General features: G+C 50.5%; 13 protein-coding genes. 8 read left to right on the forward strand and 5 right to left on the reverse strand.

Translation table 11 applies throughout. The features are described 5' to 3' along the window. Window positions 1–28 precede the first annotated feature (28 nt). Together radA and EPV75_RS05620 are read left to right on the forward strand one after the other, a co-directional pair. Window positions 29–1,402 carry a DNA repair protein RadA gene (gene radA, locus EPV75_RS05615; RefSeq protein WP_128384739.1) on the forward strand — a complete coding sequence of 458 codons (1,374 nt, stop codon included), beginning with the start codon at window positions 29–31 and terminating at the stop codon, window positions 1,400–1,402. A gap of 93 nt (window positions 1,403–1,495) precedes the next feature. Then, window positions 1,496–3,751 (forward strand): hybrid sensor histidine kinase/response regulator, encoded by a 2,256-nt coding sequence (locus EPV75_RS05620; protein WP_128384740.1) that lies wholly within the window; start codon window positions 1,496–1,498, stop codon window positions 3,749–3,751. Window positions 3,752–3,780: 29 nt separating this feature from the next. Here EPV75_RS05620 and EPV75_RS05625 read toward each other — a convergent pair whose 3' ends face one another. The 3 genes from EPV75_RS05625 to EPV75_RS05635 form a co-directional block, all read right to left on the reverse strand. After that, complete coding sequence (locus EPV75_RS05625; protein ID WP_128384741.1) at window positions 3,781–4,599, reverse strand: inositol monophosphatase family protein; 819 nt, start codon at window positions 4,597–4,599, stop codon at window positions 3,781–3,783. A 12-nt stretch (window positions 4,600–4,611) separates the two neighbouring features. Then, entirely contained in the window at window positions 4,612–5,898 is a 1,287-nt protein-coding gene (locus EPV75_RS05630; protein WP_128384742.1) for an HlyC/CorC family transporter, read from the reverse strand. Between the two features lie 133 nt (window positions 5,899–6,031). Further along, complete coding sequence (locus EPV75_RS05635; RefSeq protein ID WP_029937855.1) at window positions 6,032–6,841, reverse strand: cytochrome C assembly family protein; 810 nt, start codon at window positions 6,839–6,841, stop codon at window positions 6,032–6,034. Window positions 6,842–7,068: 227 nt separating this feature from the next. Between EPV75_RS05635 and ffh the strand changes: the two genes are divergently transcribed. Next, a complete protein-coding gene (gene ffh, locus EPV75_RS05640; protein ID WP_029937856.1) occupies window positions 7,069–8,448 on the forward strand; it encodes a signal recognition particle protein in 1,380 nt (459 codons plus the stop codon). Between the two features lie 84 nt (window positions 8,449–8,532). Here the strand turns inward: ffh and EPV75_RS05645 are convergent, their stop codons facing one another. Together EPV75_RS05645 and EPV75_RS05650 are read right to left on the reverse strand one after the other, a co-directional pair. Continuing rightward, window positions 8,533–10,140, reverse strand: coding sequence for a GGDEF domain-containing protein (locus EPV75_RS05645; RefSeq protein ID WP_128384743.1), 1,608 nt, complete (start codon window positions 10,138–10,140; stop codon window positions 8,533–8,535). 115 nt (window positions 10,141–10,255) lie between these two features. Further along, entirely contained in the window at window positions 10,256–10,915 is a 660-nt protein-coding gene (locus EPV75_RS05650) for a histidinol-phosphatase (protein ID WP_128384744.1), read from the reverse strand. A 252-nt stretch (window positions 10,916–11,167) separates the two neighbouring features. Here EPV75_RS05650 and EPV75_RS05655 point away from each other — a divergent pair, with 252 nt between their 5' ends. The 5 genes from EPV75_RS05655 (at window position 11,168) to EPV75_RS05675 (ending at window position 19,287) form a co-directional block, all read left to right on the forward strand. Next, window positions 11,168–11,662, forward strand: coding sequence for an RNA pyrophosphohydrolase (locus EPV75_RS05655; protein ID WP_029937859.1), 495 nt, complete (start codon window positions 11,168–11,170; stop codon window positions 11,660–11,662). Window positions 11,663–12,043: 381 nt separating this feature from the next. After that, on the forward strand, window positions 12,044–14,704 hold the full coding sequence (gene aceE, locus EPV75_RS05660) for a pyruvate dehydrogenase (acetyl-transferring), homodimeric type (protein WP_128384745.1): 2,661 nt from the start codon (window positions 12,044–12,046) through the stop codon (window positions 14,702–14,704). 95 nt (window positions 14,705–14,799) lie between these two features. Next, window positions 14,800–16,128 carry a dihydrolipoyllysine-residue acetyltransferase gene (gene aceF, locus EPV75_RS05665; RefSeq protein ID WP_128384746.1) on the forward strand — a complete coding sequence of 443 codons (1,329 nt, stop codon included), beginning with the start codon at window positions 14,800–14,802 and terminating at the stop codon, window positions 16,126–16,128. Between the two features lie 13 nt (window positions 16,129–16,141). After that, window positions 16,142–17,911 carry a dihydrolipoyl dehydrogenase gene (gene lpdA, locus EPV75_RS05670; RefSeq protein WP_128384747.1) on the forward strand — a complete coding sequence of 590 codons (1,770 nt, stop codon included), beginning with the start codon at window positions 16,142–16,144 and terminating at the stop codon, window positions 17,909–17,911. Between the two features lie 143 nt (window positions 17,912–18,054). Beyond that, entirely contained in the window at window positions 18,055–19,287 is a 1,233-nt protein-coding gene (locus tag EPV75_RS05675; protein WP_128384748.1) for a DNA cytosine methyltransferase, read from the forward strand. The last annotated feature ends 1 nt before the right edge of the window (window position 19,288 follow it).

Here is a 19,288-nt window from a genome sequence, read left to right on the forward strand (position 1 = left end):
GGGCTTTTTTGTTTAGGTAATGTCTGAAATGGCTAAAAAAGTGAAACTGGCGTATGTCTGCACCGAGTGTGGTGCGGATTACGCGCAATGGCAAGGACAATGTACGGCCTGTGGTGAATGGAATTCCTTGAAGGAGTTCAAGGTCTCCGCCTCCAAAACCAAAGCCTCCGGACGGGCGCAAACCGTCGGTTATGCCGGCGCATCCGAACAAACCGTGATGTCGGTCAATGAAGTCGAGTTGTCGGAAGTCCCTCGTATTGATTCCAGCCTGTCCGAGCTGGACCGAGTGCTGGGTGGCGGTATTGTACCGGGATCGGTGGTGTTAATTGGTGGCGACCCGGGCGTCGGCAAGTCGTCCTTGCTGCTGCAGGTTTGCTGTCAATTAAGCCAGAGCCAAAAAGTGCTCTATGTCACCGGTGAAGAATCTTTGCAGCAGGTGGCCATGCGCGCCAAACGCATGAGTCTGCCGGAAGATAAACTGCGCTTGCTGACGGAAACCGATGTGGAAGCCATTACCATGGCGGCGCAAACCGAACAGCCTAAAGTGATGGTGGTCGATTCGATTCAAACCATGCAGTTGGGCGATGTCAGCAGTGCGGCGGGTGGCGTGTCACAAGTGCGCGAATCGGCCGCGTACCTGACGCGTTTCGCCAAACAAAATCAGATCATGGTTTTCTTGGTCGGGCATGTAACCAAGTCCGGTGAAGTGGCCGGGCCTCGAGTCTTGGAACACATCGTCGATACGGTGCTGTTTTTGGAAGGGCAGTCCGATAGCCGCTTTCGAACGTTACGCGCCATCAAAAACCGTTTTGGCGCCGTCAATGAATTGGGCGTGTTCGCCATGACCGATAAGGGCATGAAGCAAATCAAAAACCCGTCGGCGATTTTTTTGTCTCGCGCGGAAGAACCGTCGCCCGGTTCGGCGGTGATGGTGCTTTGGGAAGGTTCTCGGCCGTTGTTGGTGGAAATTCAAGCCTTGGTGGACGAATCTCCCTACGGCGCGCCGAAACGGGTAACGGTCGGCCTGGAGTACAATCGTCTCTCGATGTTGCTGGCCGTGTTGCACCGCCATGCCGGGGTGCAGGCCGGGGATCAGGATGTTTACGTCAATGTGGTTGGCGGCGTGAAGGTCAGTGAGACCAGCGCGGACCTGGCCGTATTGTGTGCGATTGTCTCCAGCTTAAAAAACAAAGTATTGCCTCAGGATTTAATCGTGTTTGGTGAGGTGGGGCTGTCCGGCGAAATTCGGCCGGTTTCCAGTGGGCAGGAACGCATTCTCGAAGCCGCCAAGCACGGTTTTAAAAAAGCCATTGTGCCGAATGCCAATATTCCGAAAGGCGGTGTGCCCGGTATGGAAGTCATCGGCGTCTCGACGCTTCAGCAGGCGTTGGCGCAAACTTAGGCCACGTCTACGGAGTTTTACCCCGTTCTATTGCAGGGGATTTCATGTAGAATAGCCCTATATCTTCCCAATCACGGCAGGTGATATCAGGCTATGACACATGAATCCACCGGGCTGGACGCCATTCACCTTGGAGACGTTGAACTCGCTTCGGCCGTGGTGCAGTCTCGCGGCGAAGCGGAATGGTGGATTGAGTCGCAAAATGACGCTGCCCTAGCCATCTGGGGCGATTACGACATCTCGCAGGACATCTCCTTGCGCTTATCGCTGTTGGAAGCCGACAAAAAGCGCATTCCCAGCAGTTTTCTGCATAAAATCCCCGGCAATATCCAGTCGTTACGTTTCATTGTGACACCGTACCAAGGTCGTTTGCTGGTACAGTTTTTTCCCGATTTTTCCGAACACCATTCCGAAGACGACGGTATTTTCGATTTCTATGAAACCGTTCTGGAAGCTTCCCATAATGGCGTGTTCGATTTTAACTTGACCGACGAAACGGTCAAATACAGTCGTAATGTCCATGAAATCTGTGGCGTCACCGTATCCGATTTGGGGCGAACCAAATCCGATTTCTTTAAACGCATCCACCCGGATGATATCGAGGCGGTGGACGAAGCGCTGGAAATGCATCTGGAAACCGCTTGGCCGTTTGAAGTGGAGTTTCGTTTCAAAACAGCGATGGGCATTTACATCTGGTTGCAAAGTTGTGGTAAGGCAATCAAAGATACCGAAGACGATGAAGCGGTGCGTTTTGTCGGCAATCTGGTCAATATTTCCGAACGAAAATTTGTCGAAGACATGGTGAAGCAACGTGAGCAACTGGTCGAACAAATCATCGACAGCTTGCCGATTAGCATTTACGTAAAAGATGACAAAGGCTGTTTCCGCTTTTTCAGCGAGCAAACCGAAAAAGATACCGGCATCGATCGCGCCATGGCCATCGGTAAAACCGATTATGAAATTTTCCCGATTGAGCAGGCCAGACAATCGGCCTTGCAAGATCAGCAGGTGGTCGAATCCAGACGCTTGATGGTCACCGAAGAACCGGTGCAATTGCCGAACGGTGAATGCCGTTGGTTAATGCAGGGGAAAGGTCCGATTACCATTTACGAAGACGATTCGGTTAAAAACTGGCTACTCGGTTTCTCGCTCGACATTACCGAGCGTAAATTGGCGGAAGACTTACAGCGTGATGCGAAAATTGCCGCGGAAGAAGCGGTACAAACCAAGTCCGAGTTTTTATCGGTGATGAGTCATGAAATCCGTACACCGTTGAACTCGGTGATCGGGACCGCGCAACTGTTGCAGGATATGGTGCTGGAAGACGAACAAAAGCATTATGTCGATATGATTCGCCACTCCGGTGAGCACCTGTTGCAGTTGATTAACGATATTCTTGATTTCAACAAGCTGGAAGCCAATAAGGTGGAGCTGGAATCGGCGGCGTTTGACTTGTCGACGTTGGTCGGCAGCATTCTGGATATGAATCGTCTGTTGGCGGATAAAAAGGGTCTCAAGCTTTCAGAACACTATTCGGATGGCTTGTCGGCGTTTTACCTCGGTGATGCGGCACGCGTACGACAGATCCTTTTGAACCTGGTCGGCAATGCGTTGAAATTCACCTCGGAAGGGGAAATATCGATTCGGGTTCGGCCGACCGAGAACAAACGTGTGCGCTTTGAGGTGACGGATTCCGGTATTGGCATTCGTCCTGAGCAAATCGATAAATTGTTTTCCGCATTTACGCAAGCCGATGCGTCCACCACGCGTCAATTCGGCGGCACCGGGTTGGGCTTGTCCATCTGTAAAAAGCTGGTGGACATGATGGGCGGTGACATCGGCATTGACAGTGAATATGGCCAAGGCAGCACCTTCTGGTTCGAATTGCCTCTGGTACCGGCCAAAGCGCCGGAAAAACCGGTGGAGGTGTCACCGGAAGTGGAAACGGCACCGTTGAATATTCTGGTGGCGGAAGACAATTTGCCGAATCAGTTATTGGTGAAAGCCATTTTGTCCAAACTCGGGCATCAGGTGTTGGTGGTCGGTAACGGGCTGGAAGCGGTTCAGTCCGTGGAAATGGCCGAGTCACCCTTTGATGTGGTACTGATGGATATGCAGATGCCGGAAATGGACGGGCTGACAGCCACTCAGCATATTCGGGAATTACCGTCCAGCCGGGCGAGTGTGCCGATCATCGCCTTGACCGCCAATGCGCTCAGCGGAGATCGTGAAAAGGTTTTGGACGCCGGTATGAATGATTACCTGACCAAACCGATAGATGTATCGCAGTTGAAGCGGTTATTGAATGTTTGGGGTACGGCCAATCAGCGATTGCCGGGGTTTGAGTAAAAACGCCCAGGCCTGGGCGTTTTCGGCATTCAGTCGGCGTGTTGATAATCCTGCAAGATTTGAAACCAGTCGTCGAATAGCGCCGGTGTGGTTCCGGCCACAGCGGAACGCTTGACCACTTCCGACACCAGAACGGTTTCGCCCGTCAAGGTGGCGCTTTTGCCGCCGGCTTCATTCAAAATCAGCCAGCCGGCGGCGTAATCCCAGATGTTTTGAGCGCCGTGGCAATAAAGTTGACCGCGTCCTGCTGCGACCCAACACCAGTCCAACGCCACGGAGCCGATACTGCGCTGTGATGCATAAGGCGGTTTCAATACCAGCTCGGTTGACAACGGCGCCTGCAATCGTTTGAAATCGACGAGTCCGATGCACTTCTTCAATTCCGTTTTGGCGGTTTGCGCGATAAGCGCGCGGTCGTTCAATTCAGCTCCTTGGCCTTTGCGTGCAGCAAACAGCTCGTCACGGTCCGGGTCGTACACCATACCCAATTTGACATCGCCTTGGATAATCAAGGCCAGCGAGACGCTGTAAACCGGAATGTCGCTGGCGAAGTTGCTGGTGCCATCGACCGGGTCGAGAATCCAGCAACCGTTATCGGAGGCGAGGGCGTCTTTTTGCTCTTGAGCCGAAGATTCCTCGCCTAAAAAGGTGAATTGCGGCCAGTGTTCGTTCAGGAAGGCTTCGGTGGCTTTCTGCATTTCGGTATCGGCTTCGGTCAACACCGAACCGTCGGCTTTGGTGGACGCATCCACATGACGGAAACGCGGCAGCACTTCTTGTTGGGCCAGTTGTTTAATGCCGTTTTTCAGTTTCAGCCAGGCCTGGTCGTTTTCGAAAATAAAAGACATAACTTTCCTTGGTTATTTGAAGCGCAGTGTCGGGTCGACCTGCGTCAGTTTGACTTTTTCGATGGCGTGCTTAGAGGTTTCGGTCACTTCCAGAATGTAGTTGTCGACCTTCAAGCAGGTGCCGACTTCCGGCAAAGTCTCCAATTCTTCCTGAATCAGGCCGTTCAGCGTTTTCGGGCCATCGGTCGGTAACTCGAACTGGTAAGTTTTATTCAGGTCACGAATGAATTCCGATGCATCGAAGGTGATGGAACCGTCCTGGTGCATCGCCACTTTGGTAAAGGCTTTTTCACGGGTGTCGGTGCTGAATTTCCCGACGATTTCTTCCAGCAAATCTTCCAGCGTCAGCAGGCCTTGCAGGTTGCCGTATTCGTCCACAATCAGCGCCATATGGCGTTTGTGTTTGTTGAAGCTGGATAGCTGGATGTTCAGCGTCGTGGTTTCCGGAATGAAATAGCCCGGACGCGTCGCCTTGATGATGTCCTTCAGTGACAAATCGGGTTTGGTCAATAACGGCAGCGCTTTACGCAGGTTGATGACGCCCAGTAAATCCTCGTCCATGTTTTCGCGGTACACCGGAATGCGTGTGAACGGCGATTTGAGGATGGTTTTAACGATTTCTTCCATTGGTTGGCTGACGTCGATGGCGTAAATATCCTGTTTCGGAATCATCACGTCTTCCACGGTGATGCTTTCCAATTGCATGATGCCGTTGAGCATGGTGCGGTATTGTTTCGGCAAACGCCCAGTGGCTTCGTTGATCAGGGTTTGCAGTTCTTCGCGGCTCAACGCATGATCGTCGTCTTCTCGGTCGGACACTTTAACGCCGAACAGGCGCAGGAAATTGTTGGCGAAAAAATTCACCATCCAGACCAGCGGCGACAGCACTTTCAATAACGGTTCTAGAAAATAGGCCGCTGGATAGGCGATTTTTTCCGGGTAAAGTGCGGCCAGAGTTTTCGGGGCCACTTCGGAAAAGACCAGAATGACCAATGTCAGTAGCCCGGCGGCCAAAGCAATACCGGCTTCGCCGATCAAGCGCATCGCGATGATGGTGGCGACGGACGACGCGAAAATGTTTACGAAGTTGTTGCCGAGCAAAATGACGCCCAGCAGGCGATCTGGCGATTCGAGCAAACGCTGAACCTTGATGGCGCCTTTATGGCCTTCTTTGACTTTGTGTTTCAGGCGGTATTTGTTCAGCGCCATCATTCCGGTTTCGGAACTTGAAAAGAGCGCGGACAGAATGATGAGTAAGATTAGGATCCCGAAGAGGACCGAAATGGGAATACTGTTCAAGATGATTCTTTTGGGTAGTTAATCGAAAGGAAATTATAGCGATTCTGAAAGGGATTCGCCATGACATTTTTGCGACAGGGATGCGTGATGTTTTTGCGGCTCGAAAGCCGGGTTTCTCCCGGCTGAAAACGGTTCAGCCTTTGGCGTGCATCATGAAGTTCAGAACGATTTCCGTGCCGATGTAACTTAGAATGAGCAGGAAATACGCCCAGATGGTGTAATAAGCCGCTTTCTGGCCGCGCCAACCGAACTGGAAGTGGCCGAAAATTAACAGGCCGTAGGTCAGCCAGGCCAGGATGGCGAAGAAGGTTTTGTGCACCAGATGTTGCGCGAAAATGTCTTCCATAAAGAAGACGCCGCTCAAAAGCGCGAAGCTCAAGAAAATGAATCCGATAATGACCAGCTGAATCAAGGTTTTTTCCATGATTTGCAGCGGGGGCAGGTTTTTAAAGACAATGCTCAATTGGCGTTTTTGGAACCGTCTTTCCTGAATGGCGTACAAGGTGGCTTGCGCCGCCGCCAGTCCCATGATGCTGTAAGCGGTGATGGAAATCAGGATGTGGCTGCCCAGTGCCAACGGCAATGGCTGGAGCGTGGTGCCGGTGAACGGGAGTAGGGTTGTCAATGCCGCCAACGGGAAGATGAAAATGCCGAGGTTTTCGGTGGCTTTATTGATATTGGTGATCAGCAAAATCACCACGGCAATCCATGAAATCAACGATAATCCGGTACCGAAGCGGAACATCAGCATGCCGTCGCTGAACAAGTGGCCGGAGAAGGAAATCAAGTGCACGACGGCAGCCAAGGCGGCGATCAGCAATAGCTTGTGACGGTTGAAGTTCGCCGCTTCGCTCTCGTCACTTTTAAAGCGCTGCCATAGAATATGGGTGGCATACAGATAGAGCAGACTGGAAAAAAGTGCGATGAAAACGCTGATGGCCATTCTAATCCTTCCGGTTTTGAACGATAGCCGGGTAGCGGTTTTGGCTGAAAAAATCCAATGAAAATCCCGTGCTATCTTAGATATTTGGTGACTAAAGCCGTATAATATCGAAAATCAGAATTAAATGAAACGAAATTCCGCACAATTCCTTAAAGCACAACGCCTTCGAATGCATCGGGGCGGGCGAATGGAATCCGGTTGGCGCGAACTTCGTATAGGGAATGACTATGTTTGATAATCTATCGGATCGTCTGGCCAAATCGTTTAAAGCGATTACCGGTCAGGGACGTTTAACGGAATCCAATATCAAGGACGCATTGCGTGATGTGCGTCGTGCCTTGTTGGAAGCGGATGTCGCCTTGCCGGTGGTGAAAAGTTTCATCGACAAGGTTCAGGAAAGAGCCATCGGTCAGGAAGTGTCCACCAGCCTGAATCCGGGCCAGGCGTTCATCAAAATCGTTCGTGAACAACTGACCGAAGTCATGGGGCAGGAAGCCGCGCCGCTGAACTTCAATGTCGAACCGCCGGCGGTCATTATGATGGCCGGTTTGCAAGGGGCGGGTAAAACCACCTCGGTCGGCAAGCTGGCGCGCTGGTTGAAAGAGCGTGAGAAGAAAAAGGTCATGGTGGTGTCGGCCGACGTGTACCGTCCCGCGGCCATCAAGCAGCTGGAAACACTGGCGGAACAAATTGATGTAATTTTCTATCCGTCTTCCGCCGATCAGGATCCGGTCGATATCGCCAATAATGCTCGTGCGGAAGCGCGTAAACAATTTGTGGATGTATTGATTCTGGATACCGCCGGTCGCTTGCACATCGACAACGACATGATGCAGGAAATCCAGCGTTTGCATTCGGCGGTCAAGCCGGTGGAAACCCTGTTTGTGGTCGATGCGATGACCGGTCAGGATGCCGCTAACACGGCCAAAGCCTTTGATGATGCGTTGCCGTTGACCGGTGTGATTCTGACCAAAACTGACGGGGATGCCCGTGGTGGTGCGGCGCTGTCGATTCGTGAAATCACCGGCAAGCCGATTAAATTCATCGGGGCCGGTGAAAAGACCGAGGCGTTGGAGCCGTTCCACCCGGATCGTATGGCCGGGCGGATTCTTGGCATGGGCGATGTGCTCAGCTTGATCGAAGAAGCCGAAACCAAAATCGATCAGAAAAAAGCCGCCAAGTTTGCCAAAAAAATCCAGAAGTCGGGCCAATTCGATTTGGAAGACTTTCTGGAACAATTGCAGCAAATCAACAAAATGGGTGGTGTTGGCGGTTTGATGGGCAAGTTGCCGGGCATGGGGCAGTTGAAGGATCAAATCAACGATCAGGCGATGGAAAAGGACTTCAAGCGTCTGGAAGCGATTATCTTCTCCATGACGCCGCAGGAGCGTGCGCACCCGGCCATCATCAAAGGCTCGCGTAAGAAGCGTATTGCCTCCGGTTCCGGTACCACGGTGCAGGACATCAATAAGTTGATGAAGCAGTTCACGCAAATGCAGAAGATGATGAAAAAAGTCTCCAAAGGCGGCATGAAAAACATGATGCGCGGCATGGCCGGTAAAATGCCGCCGGGCATGGGCGGAATGTTGCCACCGGGCATGCGTTAAGCCTTTTTCGGAGGTTGTGACACCAATATATAAAAAAACCGCCAGGCCTGGCGGTTTTTTTATGTCTGAAACGTCGCCTAGGGTTTAACCGGTTTGCTTGGACTGTTTTCGAGCGTGCTTGACGGCGTACATTTTTTCGTCGGCGGCGTTCAGCAAGCTGTCTGCGTCATGGCCGTCTTCACCGTAACAGCTGTAACCGACACTGGCGCGAACCTCAATACGGTTCTGTTTGATCTGCATCGGTTTTTCAATCACTTCTTCGATGCGCTGGATGATGTGTTCAATGTCGGCACGGGTCAATTGCCCGCTGAGTAAAATGGCGAATTCGTCGCCTCCCAATCGGAACAGCACGTCATTGGATCGCAGCAGGTGCTGAACGCGCTTGACGATGATTTTCAAGACTTCGTCTCCGGTCTGGTGTCCGTATTCATCATTAATGGGTTTGAACCCGTCCAAGTCGATGAAGATGAACGCCGCGTCCTGATTGTGTTTGAAGGCTTCTTTGGTGATATTGTCCAGCGAGGTACGGTTGTAAGCGCCGGTGAGTTGGTCGAAATAAGCCTGGGATAAGAGCGCTTGTCGCTGTTTGTAGCGATTCAAGGTGTTCTGGTACATCAGGAACAGGCTGACGGCGCTCAATATGATTAGCAGCCCGGCAATCAATACATAACGGGCGCGTATGGAACCGATGGCTTCATTCATGGTGTCTTTGGGAAGATAGGTCACCAGTTTCCAGTTATTGAATTCCGGCGTGAATGCGGTCAGGGAAAAGGTTTGATTGAGTTTTTCGTTGGCGTGTTTGATGCTCTCGAAATCAATCGTTTCATAATTGAAGATGCCTTCCGAGTGTTCTAGGCGGCCACTTTTTTGATTAGAGATCAATTCCCAGACGTCTGGAAAGGATTTGCTGAAATTGGTGTCTTTGCGTTCCGGGAACATAAAGCCCCATTCCAGGTCGGGGCGGGGAGCCTTAATCCAGTAACCAGCATGGTTCAACAGCATCAGCTGGACATTGCCTTCGCTGTACTTGCTGAGGACATTGATCAGTTCCTGTGCGAGGTAATTGACGATGATGACGGACGTAATCTGGTTGTTGTGATCGTAAACCGGCGTGGCAAAACGCATCATGGGTTTGTACGGACGTTCGATTTGGCCGTGCTCGATATTGAGGTCAATCGGGCTGATGTAAACATGACCTTTCGGCACCTCCAGCGCTTCCTGGTAATAATAACGATGCCGTTTGTCCTGCAATTGGTTTTGCGGCACGGCATAAGGGCCTTCTTCGGTGTGGTTGATGCGGATTTGCTCCATGCCGGTGGGGCCGAGCACGCGAAGTTGGTCGTAAATCGGTTTGATGGAGGAAATGTTTTCCAGAAGTTGCTTGGTTTGCAGCATGGCCACGCCCGGCGAATTTTCCAGATAGGCTTGATGCATTTTTGCAATGAATAAGGTGTCTTGAATAACGTCACTGACCAAGTAAACCAATTCTTCCAAAATCACGTCCAGCTTGGATGGTGAGATGGATTCGGTGGAGTGGATGAAAACCTGTCTGTCTTTTTGGTAATAATGCCAGGACAAGCTTGTGATGGCGATGACCAACGCGGCCATGCCGAGCAACAGGCCGCGTTGGATGCGTCGCAGGTTGCTTTGTTCGGCTTTGGTTTGCCGTGAAATGATGAGATGAGATTTCATACGAAAATATACGTGCAACCGATTGTTTTATTGTTGTTTTTTTTTGTGTCTATCAAGTTTTATTATACCGCCGAACCGGTGCGGTGGTTTGGGTATTTCCGGCCAGGCCTGGTGGTTATTGATCTTTCAGGCTGATAATCGGCCAGTTGCGCTCTTGAGCGTAAGACGCCAAGGTCTCGTCGCAATCCACCGCCACCGGATTTTCCACAATGTCCAGCAGTGGGATGTCGTTTTGCGAATCGGAATAGAAGAAGCTACCGGATAGGTCATGGTGGTTGCAAATCAACCACTCGTTCAAACGGGTGACTTTGCCGCTCTGGAAAGACGGCGTGCCCGCCACTTCGCCAGTGTAGCGATTGTCTTTCATCTCCGGGTCGGTGCCGATCAGGTTTTCAATGCCGTAGAGTTCGGCAATCGGCCGGGTCACGAAACTGTTGGTCGCGGTGATGATGAGCAAGGTGTCGCCTTTGGCGCGGTGCTCGTCCACCAGAGATTGGGCTTTAGGTTGATAGATCGGACGGATGAAACTCTCCATAAATTCGTCGTGCCAGGCATTTAAGGTCGTCATATCATGCTTTGAAAGCGGTTCCAGCGAAAAATGCTGATAGGCCATGATATCGAGGGTGCCGTTTTTATAATCCTCATAGAACTGGTCGTTCCGGGTTTCGTAATAGGTTTTGTCCACCACGCCTTTTTCGACCAGAAATTTTCCCCAAAGATAGTCGCTGTCGCCATTGATGAGTGTGTGATCCAGGTCAAAGATTGCTAAAGCCATAATTTTATTCAGTTTATTTCGATTAAAAAAGAAGCGCCATTTTAGCCTATTTAGGCGTTTATTCCGAAGAAAAACACGATTCATTTTATGAAAAAACGCTTTCGTTCAGCATGGGATTGGGGTGTGCCTGGACGTCTTTTCGACATTTTACGGACAAAGCTTTGTGAAAAGAGATTGAAACAAAAGGCGTTTTCTTGCAATAATTAACGGTATTGTATATTGAAAAATAAAAAGAATACCAAAGGGTCAACCGTGATTGATGAAGAGGGATACCGCTTAAATGTAGGTATCATTATCGTAAATAAGGAAGGGAAGCTGTTTTGGGGAAAACGCATGCACCAGGAGGCTTGGCAGTTTCCGCAGGGCGGCGTGCGTGAGCACGAAACGCCGCAACAAGCCGTTTTCCGTGAATTGAAAGAAGAGGTCGGTCTGGAACCGTCCGATGTCCGTGTATTGGGACGCACGCAGGATTGGTTGTCGTACGATTTACCGAAACACCTGATTCGTCATTACAGCCAACCGGTGTGTATCGGCCAAAAGCAAATCTGGTTTTTGCTCGGCATGCTGAGCGAAGAAGAGAAAATCGATTTGAACACTCATGAAACGCCGGAGTTCGAAGGCTGGAGTTGGGTGGATTATTGGTTGCCGGTTCAGAATGTGGTGGAATTCAAACAGTCGGTTTATCAGCAGGCGCTGACCGAATTGGAAGAACACCTCAATAAATTCTGGATTAAAGAACACGCCTGATTCCGAATCGGCGCCTCCAATCGCGTCGATTTTCCCGCCTTTTTGTTCCTGTCCCGGGAAGATTGCCATTACGTTTTCGCATTTTAAATCAAAATATTAACGACATTTCATCAACCGATAAGTGGCGAAAGGGCGCTTAAAGCGCATCCTTCGTTAGGAAAACTAGGTAAAAAATGTTATGATGCCAGCGCATTTAATTTGAACTTGCAGGGAGACGTACGTCCCCAAACCTGAAAAGTTCAGACGTTTTGGAAATACTAAGTAGCTGGAAACCAAAATGGATTTGTTGGCGGTAGACGTAAGAACTACGCTCTACTGAATGGCTTCAGGAAAACCCAGCCCCTGAAGCAGGTTTGAACCAACCAAAGAGGTTAATTTTTTATGAACGATAAGTTCGTTGATCAAGATCCACAAGAAACACAAGAGTGGATCGATGCATTAGAGGCGGTCGTCTCTTTCGAAGGCTCCGACAAGGCGCAACACATTATTGGCTCCTTGATCGAGAAAGCCCGTGTCCACGGAATCGACATTCCTTATTCCGCAAACACCCCTTACATCAACACCATTGCACCGGAAGAGCAAAGCAACTACCCGGGTGACGTTGGCCTGGAACGTAAACTCCGCGCCTTATTGCGCTGGAATGCCATGGCAATGGTGACGCGTGCGAACAAAACCACCAGTGTCGGGGGGCATATCGCGTCTTATGCATCCAGCTGTACTTTGTATGAAGTCGGGATGAACCACTTCTTCAAAGGGCCAAAACACGAACAAGGTGCCGATATGGTGTTCTTCCAAGGGCACACCGCACCGGGGATGTACGCACGTTCCTTTATGGAAGGGCGTCTGGATGTGGATCAACTGCATAACTTCCGTCAGGAAGTCGACGGCAACGGCTTATCGTCTTACCCTCACCCTTGGTTGATGCAGGATTACTGGCAGTTCCCAACCGTTTCCATGGGCTTGGGGCCTTTGATGGCCATTTACCAAGCGCGTTTCATGAAATACATGCAAGCACGCGGCTTGTCCGAAACCCAAGGTCGTAAAGTCTGGGCGTTCCTGGGCGACGGTGAAATGGATGAACCGGAATCCCGTGGTGCTTTGCAGTTGGCCAAGCGTGAGAAGCTGGACAACTTAATTTTCGTCATCAACTGTAACCTACAGCGTTTGGATGGCCCGGTTCGTGGTAATGACAAAATCATTCAGGAACTAGAAGGCGTTTTCCGTGGCGCCGGTTGGAACGTCATCAAAGTGATTTGGGGCTCCGGCTGGGATCGTTTGCTGGCAAAAGACACCACCGGTAAACTGATCGAGCGTATGGGCGAAGTCGTGGACGGTGAGTACCAGGCTTACAAAGCCAAAGATGGTGCTTTCGTGCGCGAACACTTCTTCGGTAAATATCCGGAAACCGCCGAACTGGTCAAAGACATGACCGACGACGAAATCTTCCGTCTGACGCGCGGTGGTCATTCGCCACGTAAGATTTACAACGCTTACAAGCGCGCCACCGAAACACAAGGACAACCAACGGTCATCCTGGCGAAAACCATCAAAGGTTACGGGATGGGCAAATACGGTGAAGCGGCCAACACCGCTCACCAACAGAAAAAACTGGATTTGGAAGGGCTGAAATACTTCCGTGACCGTTTCTCGGTGCCGGTTTCCGACGAAGAACTGGAAAAAGACATTCCGTTCCACCGTCCGGACGAAAACTCCGACATCATCAAATACATGAAAGAACGCCGTGAAGCCTTAGGCGGTGAATTGCCAGCGCGTCAAGACAATGCCGAGCCTTTACTGGTTCCGGAATTGTCGGCGTTCAAAATGCTGACCGAAGGCACCGAAGATCGTGAAATGTCCACGACCATGGCGTTTGTTCGTATCATCTCCATCCTGTTGCGTGACAAGAAAATCGGGCCACGTTGTGTGCCGATTATTCCGGATGAAGCACGTACTTTCGGGATGGAAGGTCTGTTCCGTCAAGTCGGTATCTACGATCCGGCAGGGCAGCTTTACGAGCCAATGGATTCCGACCAATTGATGTGGTACAAGGAAGCCGCCAACGGGCAAGTGTTCCAAGAAGGGATTAACGAAGCCGGCGCCATGTCCAACTGGATTGCGGCAGCCACCGCTTATGCCAACTACGGTGTGAGCATGGTGCCTTTCTACATTTATTATTCCATGTTCGGTTATCAGCGTATCGGTGACTTGGCTTGGGCCGCCGGGGATTCCCGTGCACGTGGTTTCTTGATGGGCGGCACCGCCGGTCGTACCACGCTGGAAGGCGAAGGCTTGCAGCACCAGGACGGTCATAACCTGATTCAATTCGACCAAGTGCCGAACTGTATTTCTTACGATCCGACATTCGCTTACGAAATGGCGGTCATCATCCGTGACGGTATTCGTCGTATGTTCCACGATAAGGAAGACGTTTACTACTACATCACGTGCATGAACGAAAACTACTCGCACCCGGCCATGCCGGAAGGATCGGAAGAAGGCATCCTGAAAGGGTTGTACTCCTTCAAGAAATCCGATGCGAAGCACAAAAACAAAGTACAACTTATGGGCTCCGGTACCATCTTCCGCGAAGTCATCGCGGCGGCGGAAATGCTGGAATCCGAATGGGATGTCGCGGCGGATATCTGGGCGGCTCCAAGTTTCAACCTGTTGCGTCGCGACGGTATTGAAACCGCACGCTGGAATGCGTTGCACCCGACCGAGACACAAAAACTGTCTTACTGTGAAGCCACTTTATCTGGTTCGGAAGGACCATTTATTGCGGCAACCGACTATATTCGCGATTACCCGAACCGTATTCGTGAATATGTTCCAGGTGAGTTCTATGTATTAGGGACCGACGGCTTCGGACGTTCCGATACACGTGAACAACTGCGTAAGTTCTTCGAAGTGGATCGCTACTACGTTGTCGTGGAATCTTTGAAAGCGTTGGCCGATGCTGGCAGCATCAAGCCGGAAGTTGTTCAGAAAGCAATTGAGAAATACGGGATTGATAGTGAAAAACCTTACCCGGTTCATGCTTGATTACGCGTGTCGTTAAGACATGGGTCGTGAAAACGGCCTAAAGAATTCACATTCGGTTCGCTCACGGCGAGCCGAATCCAAAAAGGAATAAAAAAATGGCTACACAGCAAATTAATATCCCGGATATAGGTGATTTTGATTCCGTCGAAGTCATCGAAGTATTGGTTGCCGAAGGGGATGTGGTCGCGGTGGACGATTCTCTGGTAACGTTGGAATCGGACAAAGCCACCATGGAAATCCCTTCTCCAGTCAGTGGTAAAGTGACCAAAGTCACAGTCAAAGTTGGCGACAGTGTCGCGGAAGGCGATTACATTCTAGACATCGAAGCCGATGAAGCGGCGGCGGAAGAAGCACCGAAAGCCGACGCGAAAAAAGAAGAACCTGCTAAAGAAGCGCCTAAAGAGGCTCCAAAAGCCGCCGCACCGGCGGAAAAGCCAGCGCCACAAGAAACCAAAGCACCAGCGCCTAATGTGCCGCCTGTGCCGAAGCCGGTTAATGCTCAGTCCATGGGCGCGGCTTATCACGCGTCGCCATCGGTGCGTGCCTTTGCGCGTAAGTTGGGCGTGGACCTGAATGCCGTCACCGGCACCGGGCCAAAAGGGCGTATCCAGCAAAACGATGTCGAAGCCATGATCAAATCGGTCATGCAAGGTTCAGCGGCGGCTTCCGGCCAGCCACAAGGCGGCGCGGGCATCCCATCCGTTCCGGAAATCGATTTCAGCCAATTCGGCGAAACCGAAACCGTCGAACTGGGCCGCATCAAGAAAATCTCCGGTAAGTTCCTGCAAACCTCTTGGTTGAATGTACCGCACGTCACGCAGTTTGACGAAAGCGACATCACCGAGATGGATGCCTTCCGTAAGAGCATGAAAGCCCAGGCCGAAAAAGCCGGTGTGAAATTAACGCCACTGGTGTTCGTCATGAAAGCCGTGGTCAAAGCCTTGCAGGAGTTCCCGAACTTCAACGCCTCCTTGTCACCGGACGGTCAATCCATTATCAAGAAGCATTACTACAACATCGGTGTCGCGGTCGATACGCCGAACGGCTTGGTCGTTCCGGTGGTGCGCGATGTCGATCAAAAAGGCATCTTCGATTTGTCCAAAGACCTGATGGAACTGTCCGCCAAAGCGCGTGACGGTAAACTGACCCCGGCGGATATGTCCGGCGGTTGTTTCACCATCTCCAGCTTGGGCGGCATCGGCGGCACGCAATTTACGCCAATCGTCAATGCACCGGAAGTCGCCATCATGGGCTTGTCCAAAGCCAAGATGCAACCGGTCTGGAACGGCGCAGAATTTGAACCGCGTTTGGTGATGCCATTCAGCGTGTCTTATGACCATCGCGTTATCGACGGGGCCGAAGGCGTGCGCTTTACCACCACCGTTGGTCAATACCTGACCGATCTACGTCAGTTGATTCTGTAATTGGGAGAAATGTATGAGTAAAGTAGTGGATATTCTCATTCCCGATATCGGTGATTTCGCTGAAGTAGACGTCATTGAAGTATTGGTCGCCGCCGGGGACGAAGTCATTCAGGACGATTCCTTACTGACCTTGGAATCCGACAAAGCGACGATGGAAATCCCGGCACCGTTCGCCGGTAAGGTGACCGAAGTCAATATCAGCGTTGGAGACAAGGTTAAGGAAGGTTCCGTCGTCGGGAAAATCGAAATCGCCGACGAAGAAACCGTTTCTTCCAATGTCGAAGAAAGCGTGACTCCCGATGAAACCCCTGAAGAAAAAGCACCGGAAGCGCCAGCGGCCGTCGCCGCCAGCGATTTGCCGGATGCCGATATTCAGTGCGAAGTCTTGGTGCTGGGCTCCGGCCCGGGCGGTTACACCGCCGCGTTCCGTGCTGCCGACTTGGGCAAAAAAGTGGTGATGATCGAGCGTTATTCCTCCATCGGCGGTGTCTGCTTGAACGTGGGTTGTATCCCATCCAAAGCCTTGTTGCACATGTCCGTGGTGTTGAACGAAACCCGTGAAATGGGTGCGCACGGCATCACCTTCGCCGAGCCGGAAATCGACCTGAACAAAATGCGCGATTACAAAAACTCCGTGATCGGTAAGTTGACCGGCGGATTGTCAGGCCTGGCCAAAGCGCGTAATGTGGACGTGGTGCAAGGTTACGGCAAATTCAGCTCCGCCAATACCGTCACGGTCGAACTGGCCGAGGGCGGCACCCAAACCATCGCGTTTGAAAACGCCATTATCGCCGCCGGTTCCCGCGTGGTGAAACTGCCGTTTATTCCGCATGACGATCCGCGTGTGATGGATTCCACCGATGCGCTGGAACTGGAAGAAGTGCCGAATCGCATGTTGGTCATCGGCGGCGGCATCATCGGGCTGGAAATGGCGCAGGTATACGATTCACTGGGGGCGAATGTCACCATTGTGGAATTGGCCGACAACATCATTCCCGGCGCGGACAAAGACATCGTCCGTCCGCTGTTGAAGCAAATCAAAAAGAAATACGAAAACATCTACCTCGGTTCCAAGGTCACCAATGTGGAAGCCACGGATGCAGGCCTGGTCGTTTCTTTCGAAGGCAAAGGCTGCCCGGAAACCGATACGTTTGACCGCATTCTGGTCGCCGTCGGTCGTGCACCGAACGGTAAATTGATTGACGCCGAAAAAGCCGGTGTCGACGTCAACGACTGGGGCTTTATCGAAGTGGATGAGCGCCAAAAAACCAATGTGGACCACATCTACGCCATCGGCGATATTGTCGGGCAACCGATGCTGGCGCACAAAGCCGTGCATGAAGGTAAAGTAGCGGCAGAAGTCATTAACGGCATGCCAAGCGCCTTTACGCCAATGGGCATTCCATCCGTCGCCTATACCGACCCGGAAGTGGCTTGGGCGGGTAAAACCGAAGACGAGTTGAAAGCCGAAGGCATCGAATACGAAAAAGGCGCTTTCCCTTGGGCCGCGTCTGGTCGTAGCTTGAGCTTGGGCCGTGACGAAGGCATGACCAAAGCTATGTTCTGCGCCGAAACGCATCGTTTACTCGGTTGCGGCATCGTCGGCCCGAACGCCGGTGAACTGGTCGCCGAAGCCATGCTCGCCATCGAGATGGGCGCCGACATGCAAGACATCGGTCTCACCATCCATCCGCACCCAACGCTCAGCGAAACAATTTGCTTTGCAGCTGAAATGGCAGAGGGAACTATAACCGACCTAATGCCACCAAAAAAACGTAAATAGTTTTTTCAGCAAAAACCATTCTAAAACCACCAGGCCTGGTGGTTTTAGATACATTAAAATTCGTTATATTTATTTTTTGATTATAGGCTCTGAATTAAAAAATCATATAATTCCCGATCACCCAAAAATAATTTTTACGATTAATGAAAGACTATCTTGAAATAAAAACATTGCTTGTTGAAGGGCTTCTGGAAGAATTTCCTCAAGCTGAAGGAGATGAAGCTGAGGCAGTTGTATCTCATTGGCTTCAAGCAAGCCAAAATAAAATTCCTTTCTTAACGGATTCTATCAGGAATTATTTTGAAAAAGAAATTAGTAATTTTTTGCCTTCGACTCATAAAAACATGGTTAATGAGAGCGAGGGATTTTATCAATTTAAGCTCCCGATTAATTGGAAGAGTATTCCTTACCCTCCACCGAAGAATCCTTTATTTAACTTTATTGATTTATTTGCTGGTATTGGCGGTTTTCGGCTTGCAATGCAGAATCAAAATGGAAAATGTGTGTTTTCCTGTGAATGGGATTCATATGCTAAAAAAACATATGAGACTAATTTCGGGGAAATTCCTTTTGGTGATATAAGAAAAATTGACGAACTAGAAATACCTGATCATGATGTTTTATGTGCAGGTTTTCCCTGTCAGCCGTTTAGTCTAGCTGGCGTATCTGCGCGGAACTCCAGAAATACCGCGCATGGCTTCGCTTGTGAAACACAAGGTACTTTATTCTTTGATATTGCAAGGATAGTTGAAGCAAAAAAACCTAAAGTTCTATTTCTTGAAAACGTCCGAAACATTGTAAATCATGACAAAGGTAAGACATTTTCAATTATCAAAAGTACGATAGAATCATTAGGTTATAATTTTTCATATAAAGTGGTGGACGCTAGCCCTTTAGTTCCACAAAAAAGGGTTAGAACATATATGGTTTGTACGCCAAAGAATATGCCGGAATTTTCATTTCCAGAAATCCAAGGTGAACCACTTCCACTGAAAAGCATCCTTGAAGATGTTGTCGATGAATCATTTACTATCTCTGATAGACTTTGGGAAGGCCATCAAAGGAGAACTCGTAACAACCTTTCAAGGGGTACCGGATTCACTGCTTTTTGCGCTGATATTGAGAAGCCTTCTAATACCATTGTCGCGAGGTATGGAAAAGACGGAAAGGAGTGTTTAATACCTCAAAAAGAAAGTAATCCAAGAATGTTGACACCAAGGGAATGTGCTCGATTACAAGGCTTTCCAGAGCCATTTATTATTCCGGTAGCAAAAACAGCAGCTTACAGACAGTTTGGCAATTCAGTCGCGGTACCTGTTGTAACAGAAATCGCTAAAGCAATTGTTGCTTATTTGGATATATGTAAGGGTAAATAAT

Origin of the sequence: Hydrogenovibrio thermophilus (assembly GCF_004028275.1) — a bacterium.
GTDB lineage: Bacteria > Pseudomonadota > Gammaproteobacteria > Thiomicrospirales > Thiomicrospiraceae > Hydrogenovibrio > Hydrogenovibrio thermophilus.

What these genes read in the sequence shown, in the direction of transcription:
- radA (WP_128384739.1), top strand. Translation starts at nt 29, where the DNA reads ATGGCTAAAAAAGTGAAACTGGCGTATGTCTGCACCGAGTGTGGTGCG.
- EPV75_RS05620 (WP_128384740.1), top strand. Translation starts at nt 1,496, where the DNA reads ATGACACATGAATCCACCGGGCTGGACGCCATTCACCTTGGAGACGTT.
- EPV75_RS05625 (WP_128384741.1), bottom strand. Translation starts at nt 4,599, where the DNA reads ATGTCTTTTATTTTCGAAAACGACCAGGCCTGGCTGAAACTGAAAAAC.
- EPV75_RS05635 (WP_029937855.1), bottom strand. Translation starts at nt 6,841, where the DNA reads ATGGCCATCAGCGTTTTCATCGCACTTTTTTCCAGTCTGCTCTATCTG.
- ffh (WP_029937856.1), top strand. Translation starts at nt 7,069, where the DNA reads ATGTTTGATAATCTATCGGATCGTCTGGCCAAATCGTTTAAAGCGATT.
- EPV75_RS05645 (WP_128384743.1), bottom strand. Translation starts at nt 10,140, where the DNA reads ATGAAATCTCATCTCATCATTTCACGGCAAACCAAAGCCGAACAAAGC.
- EPV75_RS05650 (WP_128384744.1), bottom strand. Translation starts at nt 10,915, where the DNA reads ATGGCTTTAGCAATCTTTGACCTGGATCACACACTCATCAATGGCGAC.
- aceE (WP_128384745.1), top strand. Translation starts at nt 12,044, where the DNA reads ATGAACGATAAGTTCGTTGATCAAGATCCACAAGAAACACAAGAGTGG.
- aceF (WP_128384746.1), top strand. Translation starts at nt 14,800, where the DNA reads ATGGCTACACAGCAAATTAATATCCCGGATATAGGTGATTTTGATTCC.
- lpdA (WP_128384747.1), top strand. Translation starts at nt 16,142, where the DNA reads ATGAGTAAAGTAGTGGATATTCTCATTCCCGATATCGGTGATTTCGCT.
- EPV75_RS05675 (WP_128384748.1), top strand. Translation starts at nt 18,055, where the DNA reads ATGAAAGACTATCTTGAAATAAAAACATTGCTTGTTGAAGGGCTTCTG.